This window comes from Sphingobium sp. TB-6 (assembly GCF_012927365.1).
In the GTDB taxonomy this organism is placed as follows: domain Bacteria; phylum Pseudomonadota; class Alphaproteobacteria; order Sphingomonadales; family Sphingomonadaceae; genus Sphingobium.
Map to the genome: position 1 here is coordinate 66,319 of NZ_JABBGL010000013.1, position 17,863 is coordinate 84,181.

Sequence of the window (17,863 nt, forward strand, 5' to 3'; positions counted from 1 at the left end):
ATGGCCCATCGCATTCATCCCACGCTCCTGCGCGAATATGACATTCGTGGGGTGGTCGGCCAGACGCTCAGCGAGGCGGATGGCTATGCGGTAGGTCGCAGCTTCGGCACGATCATCAAACGGGCGGGCGGATCAAGAGTCGCGGTCGGCTATGACGGGCGGCTGAGTTCCCCGGCGCTGGAACAGGCGGTCGTCCACGGTCTTCAGGACTCGGGCACGGATGTCGTCCGCATAGGCCTCGGCCCGACGCCCATGCTCTATTATGCCGAAGCGGTTCTCGATGTGGACGGCGGCATTCAGATAACCGGCAGCCATAATCCCACCGATCATAATGGCTTCAAGCTGGTGCTTGCGCATAACGCCTTTTTTGGGTCGGACATCGCGAATCTGGGGGCCATGGCCGCGGCGGGCGACTGGAGCGAGGCCAGGAGCGAAAGTGGCGGCGGGGTCGAGACCATCGCCATTATGGACCGCTATGTCGCGCGTCTCATGGAGGGGTTCGACGGCGCCGCCTGGCGCATTGGCTGGGATGCGGGCAATGGCGCCGCCGGCCCGGTGGTGGACAAGCTCGTCAAGCTCCTGCCAGGTGAGCATCATGTGCTGTTCACCCAGATAGACGGACATTTTCCCCATCATCACCCCGATCCTACTGTCGAGGCGAATCTGGCGGACCTGAAAGCGCTTGTCCGCTCGAAGAAGCTCGATTTCGGAGTGGCTTTCGACGGGGATGGCGACCGGATCGGCGTGATCGACGGCAAGGGCCGGGTGATCTGGGGCGATCAGTTGCTCGGCATCTTTGCCGAACTGGTGTTGAAAGACCGCCCGAACGCCACGATCGTCGCGGATGTGAAAGCCAGCCAGACCCTGTTCGACCGCATCTCGGCCTTGGGCGGCCAGCCGCTGATGTGGAAGACCGGCCACAGCCTCATCAAGTCCAAAATGAAGGAGATTGCTGCTCCGCTGGGCGGGGAGATGACCGGCCACATCTTCTTTGCGGACGATTATTATGGTTTCGATGACGGGCTTTATGCCGCGGTGCGGCTTATCCGGAGCCTGACTCGGCTCCGCCGCAGCGTCACGGCCCTGCGCGACGAGATGCCCGACATGGCCAACACGCCGGAAATCCGCTTTCCGGTTGAGGAGAGCCGCAAATTCGCCGTGGTGGAGGAGGTGCGCGCCCGGCTGCTGGCCGCAGGTGCGAGCGTCGATGAAACCGATGGTCTTAGGGTCAATACGGCCGATGGCTGGTGGTTGTTGCGGGCCTCCAACACACAGGATTCGCTGGTTACGCGGGCCGAAGCGAAGGATGCGGAGGGACTGGCGCGTCTGATCGCGGATATCGACGCGCAATTGGCCGATTCGGATGTGATTCGGCCTTGAACAGCCGATTATGACCGGCCTAACAGGGAAAAATTGACATGGTCTTGTGCAGATTTCCTTTACGGAAATCAGGAAAAAACATGACGATTGCATGAAACGCAATCGAGCATCAGCTTTTCGCATTTGCGGAAAATGTCGCTGCACCGCAAAAGGAACGGGCCTTTCAGGCATCCTCTCCTAAAACTTTCAAGCCGTCCTTCGGGGCGGCTTTTTTTTTGCCCTGTCGCGGAGCGCGATTTTCGCCTCTTGCCGTAGCGTCGTTGCGCAATCCGAGGAGATAGCGGCGGAAATCCGTGCAAATTAGGGCTTTTCGAACGATTATTTAACCATAATGCTTATAACAGCATGGCTCACAGGGGATCATTCTCTGGCGAAAGCCATTTTGCCTTGGTCGAGTTTCAGGAGAGGAATCATATGTCTTTGCGCCGCCCCATTATCGCCAGTCTCTTGCTGTCAGGCGTATTGGCAATGCCAGTTCCGGCTTTTGCGGGTGGATTTTACCTGCAGGAACAGTCGCCCAAGGAAACCGGCCGCGCGCTCGCCGGGGCGGGTGCGGCGGCGGACGATCCGTCCACCATCTATTTCAATCCTGCCGCCATGACGGAATTGTCGGGCGTTCAAACCTCGATCGGCGGCATCGCGCTGATGGCGTCGGCGCATCAGGCCAATCGCGGCACCTATCGCACCGTTCCCACCCTGCCCGGCGCTCGGGTGCCGGTGACGGGCAATGATGGCGGCCAGCCGTTCGAAAAGGTCATTCCCATCCCCAGCTTCTATGTGACGGCGCAGGCTACGGACCGGCTGTGGCTGGGTCTGGGCGTCAACGCGCCGTTCGGGTTGAAGCTGGATTATGATGACGGCTTTTTCGGCCGCTATGACTCGCTCTACACCAATCTCAAAACCTATAATATCCAGCCAAGCGCCGCCTATAAGCTGAACGACAATTTCTCGATCGGCGGCGGTGTCGACGTGCAATATGTGAAGGCGACGCTGACCAACGCGCTGCCGCAGCTTTCGCCCTTGATCCCGACCGATGGTTTTGCGCGACTGAAGGGCGACGATTGGACCGTCGGCTGGAATGCGGGCCTGTTCTATACCAATGGCGCCACCAATGTCGGCGTTTCCTACCGTTCGGGCATCAAGCACAAGCTGACCGGCACGCAGACCATTTCCGGCCTTCTGGGTCCGATCGCCGCCGCCAATGGCGAGCTGGACGCGTCCGCGCCGCTCAACCTGCCCGACATCGTGACGGTCGGCTTCATGCATCGCCTGACGCCGAAGCTGCGCGCCATGATCAGCGCCCGCTGGTACAATTGGTCGAAGTTCAGGGGCATCGCCATCACCTCCGCTGCCGGCACCAGCAACAAGGAACTGGATTACAAGGACAGCTACAGCGTCAGCCTGGGCGGCGAAGTTGACGTCAGCCCGGCTCTGACCCTGCGCGCTGGCACGATGTTCGACCGCTCGCCCACCAATCCGCAGCATCTGACGACCCGCGTGCCCGATGGCGACCGCACCTGGTTGTCGGCCGGCGCGACCTACAATTTCTCGCCCGCCTTCGCGCTGAACCTCAGCTACGCCCATAATTTCGTGGAAAAGGCGAATATCATCCGCCCGGACAGCTATTATCCCGCGCCCGCGACGGTGACGGCGACCACCCTGTCGCAAACCAGCGGCAATGCGGACCAGATCGGCGCTTCGCTGACGGCGCGCTTCTAACCGACGCAATAAATCCCTATAGGGGCTCCATCACCACGGAGCCCCTTTTTCATGTCCGACCATAATCCCGGCCTGCGCCCCTGGCGCGACATCGCTCGTCGAGAGTGTCGCCAGATCATGGTCGGCAATGTTCCCGTCGGCGGCGGCGCCCCGGTCACGGTGCAGACCATGACCAACACGCCGACCCATGACGTCAAGGCGACCGTCGACCAGATCCGCCGCTGCGAGGAAGTGGGCGTGGACATTATCCGCGTCTCCTGCCCCGACGAGGCATCGACCGCCGCGCTCAAGCAGATCGTCCGCGCCGCCCGCGTGCCGATCGTAGCGGACATTCATTTCCACTATAAGCGGGCGCTGGAAGCCGCCGATGCGGGTGCGGCCTGTCTGCGCATCAATCCGGGCAATATCGGCAGCGAGGCGCGGGTGAAGGAAGTGGTCGACGCGGCCAAGGCCAATGGCTGCTCGATCCGCATCGGCGTCAATGCCGGGTCGCTCGAAAAGGACTTGCTCGAAAAATATGGCGAGCCTTGTCCCGAAGCGCTGGTCGAAAGCGCGCTCGATCATATCAAGCTGCTCCAGGACCAGGATTTCCACGACTATAAGGTGGCGGTGAAGGCCAGCGACGTCTTCCTGGCGGTCGCCGCCTATATGCAACTGGCCGAAGCGGTGGATTGCCCGCTGCACCTGGGCATTACCGAGGCGGGCGGCCTGATCGGCGGCACGGTGAAGAGCGCCATCGGCATCGGCAACCTGCTCTGGGCCGGGATTGGCGACACGATCCGCGTCTCGCTCTCCGCCGAACCGGAAGAGGAAGTGCGCGTCGGCTATGAGATATTGAAGTCGCTCGGCATCCGCACCCGCGGCGTGAAGGTTATTTCCTGCCCGAGTTGCGCCCGTCAGGGCTTTGACGTGATCCGCACGGTGCAGGCGCTGGAGGAACGGCTCCAGCATATCCACACGCCGCTCTCGCTCTCTGTACTCGGCTGCGTGGTGAACGGCCCCGGCGAAGCGCGGGAAACCGACATCGGCCTGACCGGCGGCGGCGCGGGCAAGCATATGGTCTATCTCTCCGGCCTCACCGATCACACGATTCAGGATGAAGGCATGATCGACCATATCGTGAACCTTGTCGAAGCCAAGGCGGCGGAGATCGAGGCGGCCACCACCGACGCCGGCAAGGCGGAAGCGGCGGAATAAGCCGACTTCCGTCCATGAATGCGCGCCATTCCCTTGCCCTCCCCTTTGCGGTCTGCTGCGTGGGGGTTGCGCTGTTTTCCGTGATGGATGCGGCGATGAAGGGGCTCAGCCTCTCCATCGGCCTGTTCAACGCGCTGTTTTGGCGCGCGCTGACGGGCAGCCTGCTGGGGCTGGCGCTGATGCTGCTGACGCGGCAGCGCTGGCCGAACCGGGCCGTGCTGCGGCTGCACCTGCTGCGTGGCGCGGTCGTGGCGGTGATGGCCAGCCTGTTCTTCTGGGCGATCATGCGGTTGCCGCTGGCTGAAGCCATCGCCCTGTCCTTCATCGCGCCGCTGGTCGCGCTTTATCTCGCCGCGTTGCTGCTGAAGGAAAAGATCGGGCGGCAGGCCATCGGCGCGTCGCTGCTGGGGCTGGTCGGGGTTGCGGTCATCCTGTCCGGGCGGTTGCGGGGCGATTATGACGCGAATGCGCTGCTGGGCGCGGGCGCGGTCCTGATTTCGGCGGTGCTGTTCGCCTGGAATCTCATCCTCCAGCGGCAACAGGCGCAGTTGGCTTCGCCCATCGAAGTCGCCTTCTTCCAACATATCGTGATGTTCGGCCTATTCGCTCTCTTTGCCTTGGCTGCCCGATGGATGCCGGTCCTGCCAACGGCGCCGTCCTGGGCGCTGGTCGTCCTTGCCGCGACCCTTGCCTTCACGTCGCTGGCCGCGCTCGCCTGGGCCTATGCGCGGGCGGAGGCGCAGGTTCTGATTCCGGTGGAATATACCGCCTTCGTCTGGGCGGCGATCATTGGATGGCTGGCCTTTGGCGATCGGCTGACCCTGACGACGGTGGTCGGCGCGCTGCTGATCGTGGTCGGCTGCCTGATCGCGTCTCGCACGGGATCGGCCGAGCCGCCGCATGTCGAATCGTCCATCGCCTGAAAGGAAAAGCATGTCCGTCACCGTCCGCGAGGCCGTTCCTTCCGACATCGGGGCGATTCACGACTTCATCCTAGCTCTGGCCGACTATGAAAAACTGTCGCATGAGGTGAGGGCCGACCGCGCCAGCCTGGAGAAATATCTCTTCGGTCAGCGCCCCATGGCCGAAGTGCTGATCGCGGAAAATGAGGGGCGGGCCATCGGCTTCGCGCTCTTCTTCCACAATTTCTCGACCTTCGAGGGGCGACCGGGCCTCTATCTGGAGGATCTGTTCGTCATCCCCGAAGCGCGGGGTCTGGGCGCGGGCAAAGCGCTGCTCTCCCGCCTCGCGCAACTGGCGCTGGAGCGGGATTGCGCGCGGCTGGAATGGTGGGTGCTGGACTGGAACGAACCGTCCATCGCCTTCTACCGCTCGCTCGGTGCGCGGGCGATGGACGAATGGACGGTGCAGCGCGTCGACGGCGAAGCGCTCAGCGCCCTCGCGTCAGCGCATCCTGCACGCTGACGCCCAGCAGGACGGCGGTGAAGGCGCCCAAGGCGACGACGACAAGGACGGGATAGAAGGTGGCGATCATGGCAAAGTCTCCTTTCGGGAGGCTTTTTGCGCTGCCCCGCTCGCCGCCGACATAAGGATTGTTACGGAGTCCACGAGACGAGCCGAGGGGCCGGACTCTTGACGGGGACTCCCCGCCCGGCGCATTGTGCCGGACGGAACATTTAGGGGACAAGGACTTACCATGGCTGTTAGCCGCGGAGCCAAGCGCACGCCAGAGTGGCGCGAAATGCTGAAACGCAGCCTGATCCGCAGCGGCGCGCTGATCGGATCGATCGCGTTGATCCTGGCGACCCTGTTCCTCGCTCTGGCGCTGCTCAGCTATCAACCGAGCGACCCGTCGATGAATACGGTGGCGGGCGATCATGTGCAGAATATCATGCAGGCGCCCGGCGCCTGGATTGCCGATTTCCTGCTCTGGTTGTTCGGCGTGCCGGTGGCGCTGGTGCTGCCGCTGATGGCAATCACCGCCCGGCGCCTGTGGGGCGATCAGGACATGAGCGGGTGGAAGGCGCAGTTCGGCAAATGCTTCGCCGGGATCGTGTTGCTCGGCATAGCGCTGGCGCTGTTCCAGACCAATCCGCTGGTCGGCCTGCCCGCCGGATGGGGCGGCATCATCGCGCTGGTGACGGCGCGAGGCGTCCTGAGCCTGACCGCGCAGGCTCCCGTTGCGCAGGGCTGGATCACTGGAATCCTGATCGTGCTGACGCTGATCGCGGGCGCTATCCTCTGGTATCGCAGTCTGGCGCTGGAAAAGCCGATCATCGCGCTGCGTCGGCCATCGCTGCCGCGGCTCAGCCTGCCCAAGCCCGCTTTCGCGCTGCCCGGCGGGGGAGCCGTGGCCGATCCCTTCGATGATGAGGATGAGGTCGTCGAGCGCATCGCCGCGCCGCGCAAGACCGTCACCAACGAACCCAAGCCGCCGATCAACATCCAGACGCCCAAGCCCGCCCCGGTGCAGCGCCCCATGGCGCCGGTCAGCCAAGACGACCTGTTCGGCAATAGTTCCCTGCCCTCGCCCGACCTGCTGAATCCGATTCCCGCCAGTCAGGGCGCGAAGATCGACAAGGCCGCGCTGGAACGCAATGCGCGGCTGCTGGAATCGGTGCTCGACGACTTCCATGTGAAGGGCAATATCGTTGAGGTTCGACCCGGTCCGGTCGTCACCATGTATGAGCTGGAACCCGCGCCGGGCATCAAGGCGAGCCGCGTGATCGCACTGGCCGACGATATTGCGCGCAACATGTCGGCGCTCTCCGCCCGCGTGGCGACGATACCGGGGCGCACGGTGATCGGCATCGAACTGCCCAACGCCAATCGCGAGGGCGTGTCCTTCCGCGAACTCATCACCTCCGAGCAGTTCATGCAGGAAGCGACGCTGCCGATCATCCTGGGCAAGAATATCTCGGGCGAGCCGATCATCGCTGACCTGGCGCCCATGCCGCATCTGCTGATCGCGGGTACGACGGGTTCGGGTAAGTCGGTGGGCCTCAACGCCATGATCCTGTCGCTGCTCTACCGCATGACGCCGGATCAGTTGCGCCTGATCATGATCGATCCCAAGATGCTGGAACTGTCGACCTATGACGACATCCCGCATCTCCTTTCCCCGGTTGTCACCGAGCCGAGCAAGGCGATCCGCGCGCTCAAATGGGCGGTGGAGCAGATGGAGGACCGCTATCGCATGATGGCGTCGATCTCCGTTCGCAACCTCGCCAATTACAACGAGAAGGTCCGCGCCGCGAAGGCCAAGGGCAAGCCCTTGGGCCGCCGCGTCCAGACCGGCTACGACCCCGAAAATGGCAAGCCGATCTATGAGGAGGAGCAGCTCGATTTCCAGCCGCTGCCGCAGATCGTGGTAGTGGTCGACGAGCTGGCCGACCTGATGATGACGGCGGGCAAGGAAGTCGAATTCCTGATCCAGCGCCTTGCCCAGAAAGCCCGTGCGGCGGGCATCCACTTGATCCTCGCCACGCAGCGTCCGTCGGTCGACGTCATTACCGGCGTCATCAAGGCGAACCTGCCGACCCGCATCAGCTTCTTCGTGACCTCGAAGATCGACAGCCGCACGATCCTGGGCGAACAGGGCGCCGAGCAGCTATTGGGCAAGGGCGACATGCTCTACATGCATGGCGGCAAGGGGCTGATGCGTGTCCATGGTCCCTTCGTGTCGGACGACGAAGTGCGCGTGGTGGCGGATCACTGGCGCGCCCAGGGCCAGCCCGACTATATCGCCGCCGTTACCGAGGAGCCGGAGGAAGGCAGCTTCGCGCTCGACGGCGTCGACCTGGGCGACGACAGCCCCGACGCGCAGCTCTTCCGCAAGGCTTGCCAGCTTGTCTTCGAAAATCAGAAGGCCTCGACCAGTTGGCTCCAGCGGCAATTGCGCATCGGCTACAACAGCGCGGCCCGCCTGATCGAGCAGATGGAGGAACAGGGATTGGTGGGTCCGCCCAACCATGTCGGCCGCCGCGAAGTGCTGCGCGACGAGGGCGGCAATCCGCTCTGATCCTGTCGGCCGTGAAAAATTTTCATTTGGCCTGATGCGAAAAAGTCACTGCCCATTTCGCTCTGAAACGGGATTTTGCGTGGCTGTTTCGGCTGTTGCGGGCTTGTAAAGCATGATCCGATCCGCAGAAATCCCTGATTTCCGGGCATGATTGCGTTTTGTGCAATCGTCCTTTGGTTCTTCGCATTTGCAGCGAAACGCGATTTGGCCGAAGAGGAGCCTGCCTTTCAGGCATCCTCTCCTAAAAACTTTCAGGCTGGTCTTCGGATCAGCCTTTTTTTTGTCATCGCGCCGGTCTAAGCAGAGGCCGCTCACCGCAGCGCCTAAAAAATAATTGGGAGAGGGGCCGCCGGAAAAACCGGCACTGGCGAAGCGGGAGCAGAGGGGGATTGAGTGGCCATGCCGCTCTCCCCCTTCCCGTTCCAGCGATCCGATCCATTGCGCTCATGGAACGAATGGGTTCACAACGGGTTCAAGCCCTGCCCCCTACACTCCTCACCCTGAACAACCGGAGATGATTGCATGAAGCGCATCCTTGCGTCCCCCACCCTGACGCTGGCTGCCCTGACGCTGGCTATTGCGCCTTTCGCGGTGCCGATGATGCCGGCGGCGGCGCAGGAGGACCAATCGGACCTGTCGAAGGTCAACGCCTATATTCGCGCCGTCACCACCATGACCGCCAATTTCTCCCAGACCGACCGCAATGGGCAGACGCTGACCGGCCAGCTCATCATCAAGCAGCCGGGCAAGATCCGTTTCCAATATCAAAAGGGCGTACCGCTGCTGATCGTGGGCGACGGCAGGGCGCTGACGATGATCGACTATGAAGTGCGGCAGGTGCAGCGCTGGCCGATCGGCAATTCGCCGCTGGGCGCGCTCATCGACCCCAACAAGGATCTGTCGAAATTCGGCAAGGTGATCCAGACTGGCGATCCGACCATATTGTCCGTCCAGGCACGCGATCCCAAGCGGCCGGAATATGGCACCATCACCATGATCTTCAAACGGGACGCGGTGAGCCCCGCGGGCTTGCAGCTTTACGGCTGGGTGGCGCTGGATTCGCAGAATAACCGGACGGCGGTGAAGCTCAGCAACCAGCGTTATGGCGTGCCGGTGGCCGATTCCGCCTTCCGCTGGACCGATCCGCGGCCCAAGGGACGCGCAGCGGGCGGTTAAGCGGGCCACAGGCGCGACGGGCCGAAAACTTTTCAGAATCGTTCATCTGACGCTCATATCCCGCCTCCTAAAAAGAACTCCACGGCGAGAGACGAAACCGGGATTTCCCCCCTGTTACCCGGCACTCCGCTCCCGTCGCAAAGCGCTTCAAGGGCGCGATCGAGACCCCCGTTCCATGCCCCCGGAGCGGGGGTCTTTTTGTTTGGGCCGGGATTTGGCCCAGGGAGGGCTGCAAATAGCGGCTTTCTGCGCTTCCGGTGCTCACGACCTTTAAGGTCGCTGCGCGCCGGTTCTCGAAATCCACTATTTTCGCTCCACCCCGAGCCAAATCCCGGCCCAAACGGTGCCGTCCTTGTCGCCCTTGCGCAGGACGGCGGAGGGTCTTAGTGGATCACCATGCCTCAGACACTCAGTATCGCTTCCTGGAACATCAACAGCGTTCGTGCCCGGCTCGATATCGTGGAGCGCTTTCTGACAGAGGAAGCGCCCGACATTCTGTGTCTTCAGGAAACCAAGGTGGTGAACGAGATTTTCCCCACCGCGATGTTCCGGCAACTGGGCTATGTCTATCAGGTGCTGAACGGCCAGCGGATGCACCATGGCGTGGCGATCATGTCCAAGGTGCCGATCCATGAGGACGACCGGTTCGACTGGCAGGCCAACGGCGAAGCGCGCCATGTCGGCGTGCGGCTCGACAATGGCGTCAGGATCGAGAATGTCTATGTGCCTGCCGGTGGCGATGTGGCAGATCGGGAGGTGAATCCGAAATTCGGGCAGAAGCTCGATTTTCTGGAGCGGATGATCGAATGGTCCTCTGGGTTGGAGGACAAGCCGACCATATTGACCGGTGATTTCAACATCGCGCCGATGGAATGCGATGTTTGGAGCCACAAGCAATTGCTGAATGTGGTCAGCCATACGCCAGTCGAGTGCGAGATATTGGCGCGGTTGCAGGCGTCGAACGACTGGGTCGATATCGGCCGCCATTTCCATCCCGCGCCGCAGCGGCTCTACACCTGGTGGAGCTATCGCGCGAAGGACTGGGCGGAATCGGATCGCGGGCGGCGGCTCGACCATATGTGGATGACCAGAGACGTGGCGGGCAAGGCGCTCAGCCATCGCGTGGTCGAACCGGCGCGCAACTGGGGCAAGCCGTCCGACCATATCCCGATCATCACGGAATTCGCGTTCTGATGGGCGCGCGCGCCGCCGCCCGCGCCATCGACGCGCTACGCCGGGGCTGGCCGGTGCGGGTGCAGGCCGCCGATGGCGCATTGCGGCTGATGGCCATTGAGGGCGCCGACGCGGTGACGCTCGCCGGATTCGATCCGGGCGCTGAAGCCGACATCCTGATTTCTGCCGCACGGGCGCAGACGCTGAAGCTCGCCAACCAGTTGGCGGCGGCTGATCCCGACATGCCGGTGCTGGTGGCGCGGGCGCCGTGGATCGATGTCGACGTGGCGACGGCGATTTCCGATCCGGTTCTCGATCTCGCCTCGCCGCTCAAGGGTCCGTTCATGGCGAAGCCGCTGGCGGCGCCGGTGGCGGCCAAGGCAGCGCTGCGGCTGGCGCGGCTTGCAGGGATATTGCCGGCCTATTTCGCCACGGTGGAAGGCGAAGCGGAGGCGGAGGTCAGCGCCGCCGATGTGGACGCCTATGACGATGCGGTGCATCTGGATATCGCGACCCGGGCAAGACTGCCGGTATCGGCCAGCGAAACCGCCGAGATCGTCGCTTTCCGCAGCCCCGACGAACCACGCGAGCATGTGGCGCTGATCGTCGGCCAGCGGGATGCCTCGCCGCCGGTGATCCGGCTGCACAGCGAATGCCTGACCGGCGACGTGCTGGGGTCGCTGAAATGCGACTGTGGCCCGCAATTGCATGAGGCGCTGCACCGGATCGCGGATTCGAACTGGGGCATCCTGCTTTATCTGCGGCAGGAAGGGCGGGGCATCGGTCTGGTCAACAAGCTGCGCGCCTATGCCTTGCAGGATCAGGGTTTCGACACGGTCGACGCCAATGTGCGGCTGGGTTTCGCCATAGACGCGCGCGATTTTTCGGTCGCGGCGCGGATGCTGGACTTGCTGGGCGTGGGTGAAGTCAGGTTGCTCACCAACAATCCGAACAAGGTGACGGGGCTGGAAAAGGCGGGAATCAAGGTGGCGGAACGGTTGCCGATCATCCTGCCCACCAATCCGCATAATGAGCGCTATCTTGCCACCAAGCGCGACCGGACCGGGCACCAGCTATGAGCGTCGCCCGCGTCGATACGGGCGCGGGTCGCCTGTCCTTCGGCGCGATCGACATTCCCTGCACCATCGGGCGCGGCGGCGCTTGCGCGGCGGCGGACAAGCGGGAAGGGGATGGCTGCACGCCGCTGGGAGTCTGGCCAATCCGGGGCGTGTTGCTGCGGCCGGGCAAGGGGGATGCGACGGGCATCCGCCTGCCTTGGCGCTGGGTACGGGAAGGGGATGGCTGGTCCGATGATGTGGCCGATCCGGCCTATAATCGGCCCGTGCACCTGCCGCGTCCCTTTTCGGCTGAAAATCTGCTGCGCGACGACGATGCCTATGATGTGATCGTGGTGCTGGGGCACAATGATGCGCCGCCGGTGCCGGGGCAGGGGAGCGCGATCTTCTTCCACCTGTCCGAAGGCCGTCCCACCGCCGGGTGCGTGGCGGTGGAGCGGGCGGATATGCTGCGTTTGCTGCCGTTGTTGGTGCCGGGCGATTTGATGGAAATCGTTTGAAGTTGAATTTTCGTCATTCCCCCCTTCGCGGGAATGACGATTTTATGCTTTCTCCAGCTCCGTCACTTCGCCACCTGCCGCTTCCAGCAGCCGCCGCTCCAGCGTTTGCAGCCGCGCCTTGCTCTCGATCTTCCCGGCCAGGAGGTCGGTGACGTAGAAGGTGTCGACGGCGCGCTCGCCATAGGTGGCGACATGGGCGCTGTGTACCGTCACCTTCGACTGGAACAGCGCATTGGCCAGGCTGAACAGCAGCGCCGGGCGGTCCCGCGCATTCACTTCGATCACAGTGAAGCGGTTCGACGCCTTGTTGTCGATCAGCACATTGGGCTCGATGCGAAAGGCCTCGGCGCGGGTGCGGGGCAGGGGGCGCGCTTCCAGCTTGGTGATCATGCGGTGCCGGTTGGCGAGCGAATCCTCGATCGCCTTGCGGATGCGCACAAGTTGCTCGGGGCTGTGGAACGCGCCGCCCAGCGGATCCTGCACCAGGAAATTGTCGATCGCGACGCCGTCGCGCGTGGTGTGGATGCGCGCGTCGATGATGTTGCCGCCCGCCAGATGAATGGCGCCCGCGATCCGGTAGAACAGTCCCGGATGGTCGGCGGCATAGACCGTCACCAGCGTCGCGCCGCGCTGCGGATAATATTGCGCGGCGATGGAGAGGGGGGAGTCGCCCGCCTCCAATATATGCTGGGCATTGTGGAACAGGATATCGTCGGGTTCCGCGATCCAGTAGCTTTCGGGCAGACGCTTGCGCAGTTTCTCGAAATCCGCTTCGGAGAGGCCGAGTGCCTGGCGCAGCGCCTGCTGCTTGACCGTAACCCGCTCGCTTCGGCCCTTCTGCTTGTGGCCAAGGCGCAGCAGCTCTTCGGCGGACTCATAAAGATCGCCCAGCAACTGGCGTTTCCAGCTATTCCAGACGCCGGGGCCCACGGCGCGGATGTCGACCACGGTCAGGCATAGCAGCAGCCTCAACCGCTCCGGACTCTGCACCACCTCGACGAAATCGAGGATGGTCTTGTAATCGGCCAGATCGCGCTTGAAGGCGGTGGCCGACATCAGCAGGTGATGCAGCACCAGCCAGGACACGGTTTCCGTCTCCGCCGGGGTCAGGCCCAGGCGCGGGCAGAGATGCTCCGCCACTTCCGCGCCCAATATGCTGTGGTCGCCGCCGCGTCCCTTGGCGATGTCGTGCAGCAGCACCGCGACATAGAGGACGCGGCGCGACAGCAGCTTGCCCATCAGGTCCGCCGCCAGCGGATGATCCTGATTCAGCTCGCCCTTTTCGATCCGCGCCAGCAGACCGACGGCGCGGATCGTATGTTCGTCCACCGTATAGTGGTGATACATGTCGAACTGCATCTGCGCCACGACGCGGCGGAAATCGGGGATGAAGCGGCCGAAGACGGTCGACTCGTTCATCCAGCGCAGCACCGTTTCGGGATCGCGCGGAGAGGTCAGCACCTCCATGAAGGCGGCGTTGGCGCGCGGATCGCGGCGCACCTTGGCGGTGATCAGGCTCGCGTCGCGGCTGGCGGCGCGCATGGCGCTGGGATGGATGGCCAGGCCATGCTTGTCGGCCAGCGCGAAGATCTCCAGCAGCCGGACCGGATCATCCTGGAAAAACTGGTCATTGGGCAAGGCCAGCCGCCCGCGATCCAGCACGAAGCCGTCCAGTTTCTTCGGGCGCCGGAAGAAGCTGGGGATATAGCGCCGTCCACGCTCGGCCATCTGGTCGTCCAGATGGGCGAGGAACACGGCGGTCAGGTCGCCCACGGTCTTCGCGTTCAGGAAATAATAGCGCATGAACCGCTCGACACCCGACCGCCCGGCGCGCCCGATAAAGTGCATGCGGGTGGCGGTTTCGAGCTGGAGGTCGAAGGTCAGCCGATCCTCGGCGCGGCCCGTGATCATGTGCAGGTGGCAGCGCACCGCCCAGAGGAAATCCTCCGCTTTCTGGAACTGCCGCAGCTCGCTTTCGGTCAGCAGGCCGACATCGACCAGTTCCGCGACTGACTTCACCCGGTTCACATATTTGCCGATCCAGAACAGCGTATGCAGGTCGCGCAGCCCGCCCTTGCCTTCCTTCACATTAGGTTCGACGACATAGCGGCTGTCGCCCATGCGTTTGTGCCGTTCGTCGCGCTCCACCAGCTTTTCGGTCACAAAGGCGCGGGCGGTGCCCTGCATCACATCGGCGTCGAAACGGGTGCTGACTTCCTCATAAAGGGCGCGGTCGCCCCAGATGTAACGCGCCTCCAGCAAAGCCGTGCGGACGGTGAGGTCCGCCTTCGCCATGCGCACGGTTTCATCGATCGACCGGCTGCTATGGCCAACTTTCAGCCCCAAGTCCCACAGCGAATAGAGCATGGATTCGATGACCTGCTCGGTCCAGCCGGTGGGTTTCCAGGGGGTGATGAAGCCGATGTCGACATCGCTGTGCGGCGCCATCTCGCCCCGGCCATAGCCGCCCACCGCGATCAGCACGATCCGCTCGCCGGTGCTGCGATTGCCTGCCGGATAGAGATGGTGCGTGGTGGCGTCGTAGAGCAGCCGCAATATCTGATCGACCAGGAAGGCGAAGGCGGTCACCGCTTCCCGCCCGCGCGTCGGTTTCTGGTTGAGGCGGTGGGCGACATCCTCGCGCCCCGCATCCAGAGCGTCCTTCAATAGCTTCACGATCAGGCCGCGCAGTTTGATCTGATCGCCCCGATGCTCCTGCGCCAGCGTATTGATGCGGTCGGAAATGGCGCGCCGGTCGATGATCGCCCGCCTGGACCCCAATTTTGGAAATTGCATGACCATAAAGCTAACCTAGTCTTCCTGACCGGCTGCCGCCAGTTGCTTGAGGCGATAGAGTTGATCGAGCGCCTCGCGGGGGGACAGCGCGTCGGCGTCGATCGCCACCAGCGCGGCGCGAAGAGGATCGACCTTCTCCTCGACCTGCGCGGTGGCGGCGGCGAACAGAGGCAGGTCGTCCAGCCCCGCCGCGATGCCGCCGGTCTTGGCCTTGCCCGCTTCGAGGCGCGCCAGAACGTCCTTCGCCCGCTTGAGAACGGCAGGCGGCAGTCCCGCCAGCCGCGCCACGGCCAGACCATAGCTGCGATCCGCCGGACCCTCCGCCACCTCGTGCAGCAGCACCAGATCGCCCTTCCACTCCCGCGCCCGGACATGGTGGAGCGAGAGCGAGGATAGGGTTTCCGCCAGCCGCGTCAGCTCATGATAATGGGTGGCGAACAGGCAGCGGCAGCGATTGACCTCATGTACCGCCTCGACCACCGCCCAAGCCAGCGCCAGCCCGTCATAGGTGGACGTGCCGCGTCCGACTTCATCGAGGATGACGAAACTGCGTTCGGTCGCTTGCGCGAGAATGGCTGCGGTTTCCACCATCTCGACCATGAAGGTCGAACGGCCCTTCGCCAGATTGTCCGATGCGCCGACGCGGCTGAACAGGCGGTCGACCAGTGTGAGGGTCGCGGACTGCGCGGGCACATAGGCGCCTGCTTGGGCGAGAATGACGATGATCGCGTTCTGTCGCAGGAAGGTGGATTTACCGCCCATGTTCGGACCCGTGACCAGCCAGAGCCGGTCACTGGCCACCAACCGGCAATCATTGGCGACAAAGGGTTGGCCTTCGCGACGCAGCGCATCCTCGACCACCGGATGGCGTCCGCCGGTGATTTCGAGGCTCGGTCCTTCGCCATCTTCGGGCAGGAAATGGGGCCGTTGCCAGCCGCCTTCGGCCGCCCGTTCGGCCAGCGCCGCCGCCACGTCGAGCCGGGCGAGGGCATCGGCGGCGCGGGCGATCTCCGCCTTGCGGGCGAGGGTGGCTTCGATCAGCTCTTCCAGATGCGCGGCTTCGGCGACCAGCGCATGGTCGCCCGCCTGCGCGACGCGGCTCGCCTGCTCATGCAGGTCGACCGAATTGAAGCGAACCACCCCGGCCAGCGTCTGGCGATGGGTGAAGCCGCTGTCGGGCTGCATCAACCGGTCGGCGGCGCGGGCGGGCACCTCGACATGATAGCCCAGTACGCCATTATGCCGGATCTTGAGTGAGGCGATGCCGGTCTGCTCGCGATATTTCGCCTCCAGCGCGGCGATGGCGCGGCGGCCGTCTCCGGCGAGGCGGCGCAGCTCATCCAGCGCCGGGTCATAGCCGTCCGCGATATAGCCGCCATTGGCGGTTTCGGTCGGCGGGCTGGGGACGAGGGCGCGGGACAGGCTGTCGACCAGCGCGCCATGTCCGTCGAGCGAGGGGAGCAATTGCGCCAGCAGCAACGGCTGGTCGGGCAGGCGTCCCAACCGTTCGCGCAGCAGCCGCGCTTCGCCAAGCCCGTCCCGCAACTGACCCAGATCACGCGGACTGCCCCTGCTGATGGCAAGGCGACCCAGAGCGCGCCCGATATCCGGCAGGGCGCGCAAAGCCACGCGCAACTGGTCGCGCAGCATGCCGTCGTCATGGAATAGTTGCACCAGGCCCAGCCGCGCTTCGATGGCCGCCTGATCCATCAAGGGTGCGGACAGATCCTGCCCCAGCAATCGCGCCCCGGCGCCCGTCACGGTCCGGTCGACCGCGCCCAGCAGGCTGCCCGCCCGCGTGCCGTTCATGGTAGCGGTGATCTCCAGGCTCTCGCGCGTCGCCGCATCGATGGCGACATGCGCGCTGCTGGTCTTGCGCATCGGCGGGGCAAGGAAGGGCAGGGTGCCCTTGCCCGCATGATCGAGATAGCTCAGCAATCCGCCCATGGCCGCCAATTCGGCGCGGCTGAACTGGCCGAATCCGTCGAGCGTGGCGACGCCGAAGACGCGCTTCAGCGCCGCCTCGGCCCGGCTGCTGGAAAAGGCGGCGCGATCGAAGGGATGGGAATCGGGCAGATCCAGTTCCAGCCCGTCCGGCAACACGATCTCGCTCGGCCGCAGGCGCGCCAGTTCTGCCGCCAGATCGCTGGCCCGCAACGTCAGTGTTTCGAACCGCCCGGTCGAGATATCGGCGGCGGCAAGGCCATATTCCTGCCTATCCTCGCCCCCGACCTGCGCCAGCGCCACCAGCATATTGTCGCGTCGGCTGTCGAGCAGCGTCTCTTCGGTCAGCGTGCCCGCCGTCACATAGCGGACGATGGCGCGGGCCACGAGGGATTTGCTGCCCCGTGCCTTGGCCTGCGCAGGTGTCTCGGTCTGCTCCGCAATGGCGACGCGGTGGCCCGCCTTGATCAGACGTGCAAGATAAGTTTCCGCACTGTGCACTGGCACGCCGCACATCGGGATCGGCACGCCGCCATGCTCGCCCCGGCTGGTGAGCGCAATGTCGAGCGTCGCCGCCGCCGCCTTCGCATCCTCGAAGAACAGCTCGAAAAAGTCGCCCATGCGGTAAAAAAGCAGACAGTCCTGCGCCTCCGCCTTGAGCGCAAGATATTGCGTCATCATAGGCGTGGCTTGTTGCGTGGATGTGTCGATCGTTCGCGCCATGGCACAGCGGATAGCGTGAAGCCCGGCGTCATGCCAGTGCTGCAAGAAACAGCGGGAAAATTGCGCTTCTCGCACTTGCCCACAAGATATTCTTGCCGCTAGGGCGGTCCGACATTCAGCCCATGCGGGCCTGCAAAGCGCGATTTCCTGCGCTTCGGTGCTCACGTACTTGAGTACGCTGCGCTCCGATGCTCGAA

General features: G+C 63.8%; 12 protein-coding genes. 10 read left to right on the forward strand and 2 right to left on the reverse strand.

Translation table 11 applies throughout. The features are described from left to right. From HHL26_RS17055 to HHL26_RS17100, 10 genes are all read left to right on the forward strand, one after another. On the forward strand, window positions 1-1,380 hold the full coding sequence (locus HHL26_RS17055) for a phosphomannomutase/phosphoglucomutase (RefSeq protein WP_066561177.1): 1,380 nt from the start codon (window positions 1-3) through the stop codon (window positions 1,378-1,380). Between the two features lie 414 nt (window positions 1,381-1,794). Continuing rightward, window positions 1,795-3,099: an outer membrane protein transport protein gene (locus HHL26_RS17060; protein ID WP_169576244.1), complete on the forward strand. Its 1,305-nt coding sequence runs from the start codon at window positions 1,795-1,797 to the stop codon at window positions 3,097-3,099. Window positions 3,100-3,150: 51 nt separating this feature from the next. Continuing rightward, window positions 3,151-4,296: a flavodoxin-dependent (E)-4-hydroxy-3-methylbut-2-enyl-diphosphate synthase gene (gene ispG, locus HHL26_RS17065; RefSeq protein ID WP_066561168.1), complete on the forward strand. Its 1,146-nt coding sequence runs from the start codon at window positions 3,151-3,153 to the stop codon at window positions 4,294-4,296. 14 nt (window positions 4,297-4,310) lie between these two features. Beyond that, window positions 4,311-5,219 carry a DMT family transporter gene (locus HHL26_RS17070; protein WP_066561163.1) on the forward strand — a complete coding sequence of 303 codons (909 nt, stop codon included), beginning with the start codon at window positions 4,311-4,313 and terminating at the stop codon, window positions 5,217-5,219. 10 nt (window positions 5,220-5,229) lie between these two features. Continuing rightward, window positions 5,230-5,721, forward strand: a complete 492-nt coding sequence (locus HHL26_RS17075; RefSeq protein WP_066561162.1) for a GNAT family N-acetyltransferase — start codon at window positions 5,230-5,232, stop codon at window positions 5,719-5,721. A 232-nt stretch (window positions 5,722-5,953) separates the two neighbouring features. Continuing rightward, complete coding sequence (locus HHL26_RS17080) at window positions 5,954-8,278, forward strand: DNA translocase FtsK 4TM domain-containing protein (protein ID WP_066561159.1); 2,325 nt, start codon at window positions 5,954-5,956, stop codon at window positions 8,276-8,278. 522 nt (window positions 8,279-8,800) lie between these two features. Next, entirely contained in the window at window positions 8,801-9,454 is a 654-nt protein-coding gene (locus tag HHL26_RS17085) for an outer membrane lipoprotein carrier protein LolA (RefSeq protein WP_066561156.1), read from the forward strand. Window positions 9,455-9,850: 396 nt separating this feature from the next. After that, window positions 9,851-10,648, forward strand: coding sequence for an exodeoxyribonuclease III (gene xth, locus HHL26_RS17090; protein ID WP_066561153.1), 798 nt, complete (start codon window positions 9,851-9,853; stop codon window positions 10,646-10,648). Continuing rightward, window positions 10,648-11,706, forward strand: coding sequence for a GTP cyclohydrolase II (ribA, locus tag HHL26_RS17095; RefSeq protein WP_066561151.1), 1,059 nt, complete (start codon window positions 10,648-10,650; stop codon window positions 11,704-11,706). Before xth ends, ribA begins: the two co-directional genes overlap by 1 nt. Then, window positions 11,703-12,203: a L,D-transpeptidase family protein gene (locus tag HHL26_RS17100; RefSeq protein WP_066561149.1), complete on the forward strand. Its 501-nt coding sequence runs from the start codon at window positions 11,703-11,705 to the stop codon at window positions 12,201-12,203. Before ribA ends, HHL26_RS17100 begins: the two co-directional genes overlap by 4 nt. Before the next feature lie 42 nt (window positions 12,204-12,245). Here HHL26_RS17100 and HHL26_RS17105 read toward each other — a convergent pair whose 3' ends face one another. Both HHL26_RS17105 and mutS read right to left on the reverse strand, forming a co-directional pair. Further along, window positions 12,246-15,005 carry a [protein-PII] uridylyltransferase gene (locus tag HHL26_RS17105; RefSeq protein ID WP_066561147.1) on the reverse strand — a complete coding sequence of 920 codons (2,760 nt, stop codon included), beginning with the start codon at window positions 15,003-15,005 and terminating at the stop codon, window positions 12,246-12,248. A 9-nt stretch (window positions 15,006-15,014) separates the two neighbouring features. Then, the gene (gene mutS, locus HHL26_RS17110; RefSeq protein WP_169576245.1) at window positions 15,015-17,666 is read right to left on the reverse strand and encodes a DNA mismatch repair protein MutS; all 2,652 of its coding nucleotides are present in this window, start codon (window positions 17,664-17,666) and stop codon (window positions 15,015-15,017) included. Window positions 17,667-17,863 lie beyond the last annotated feature (197 nt).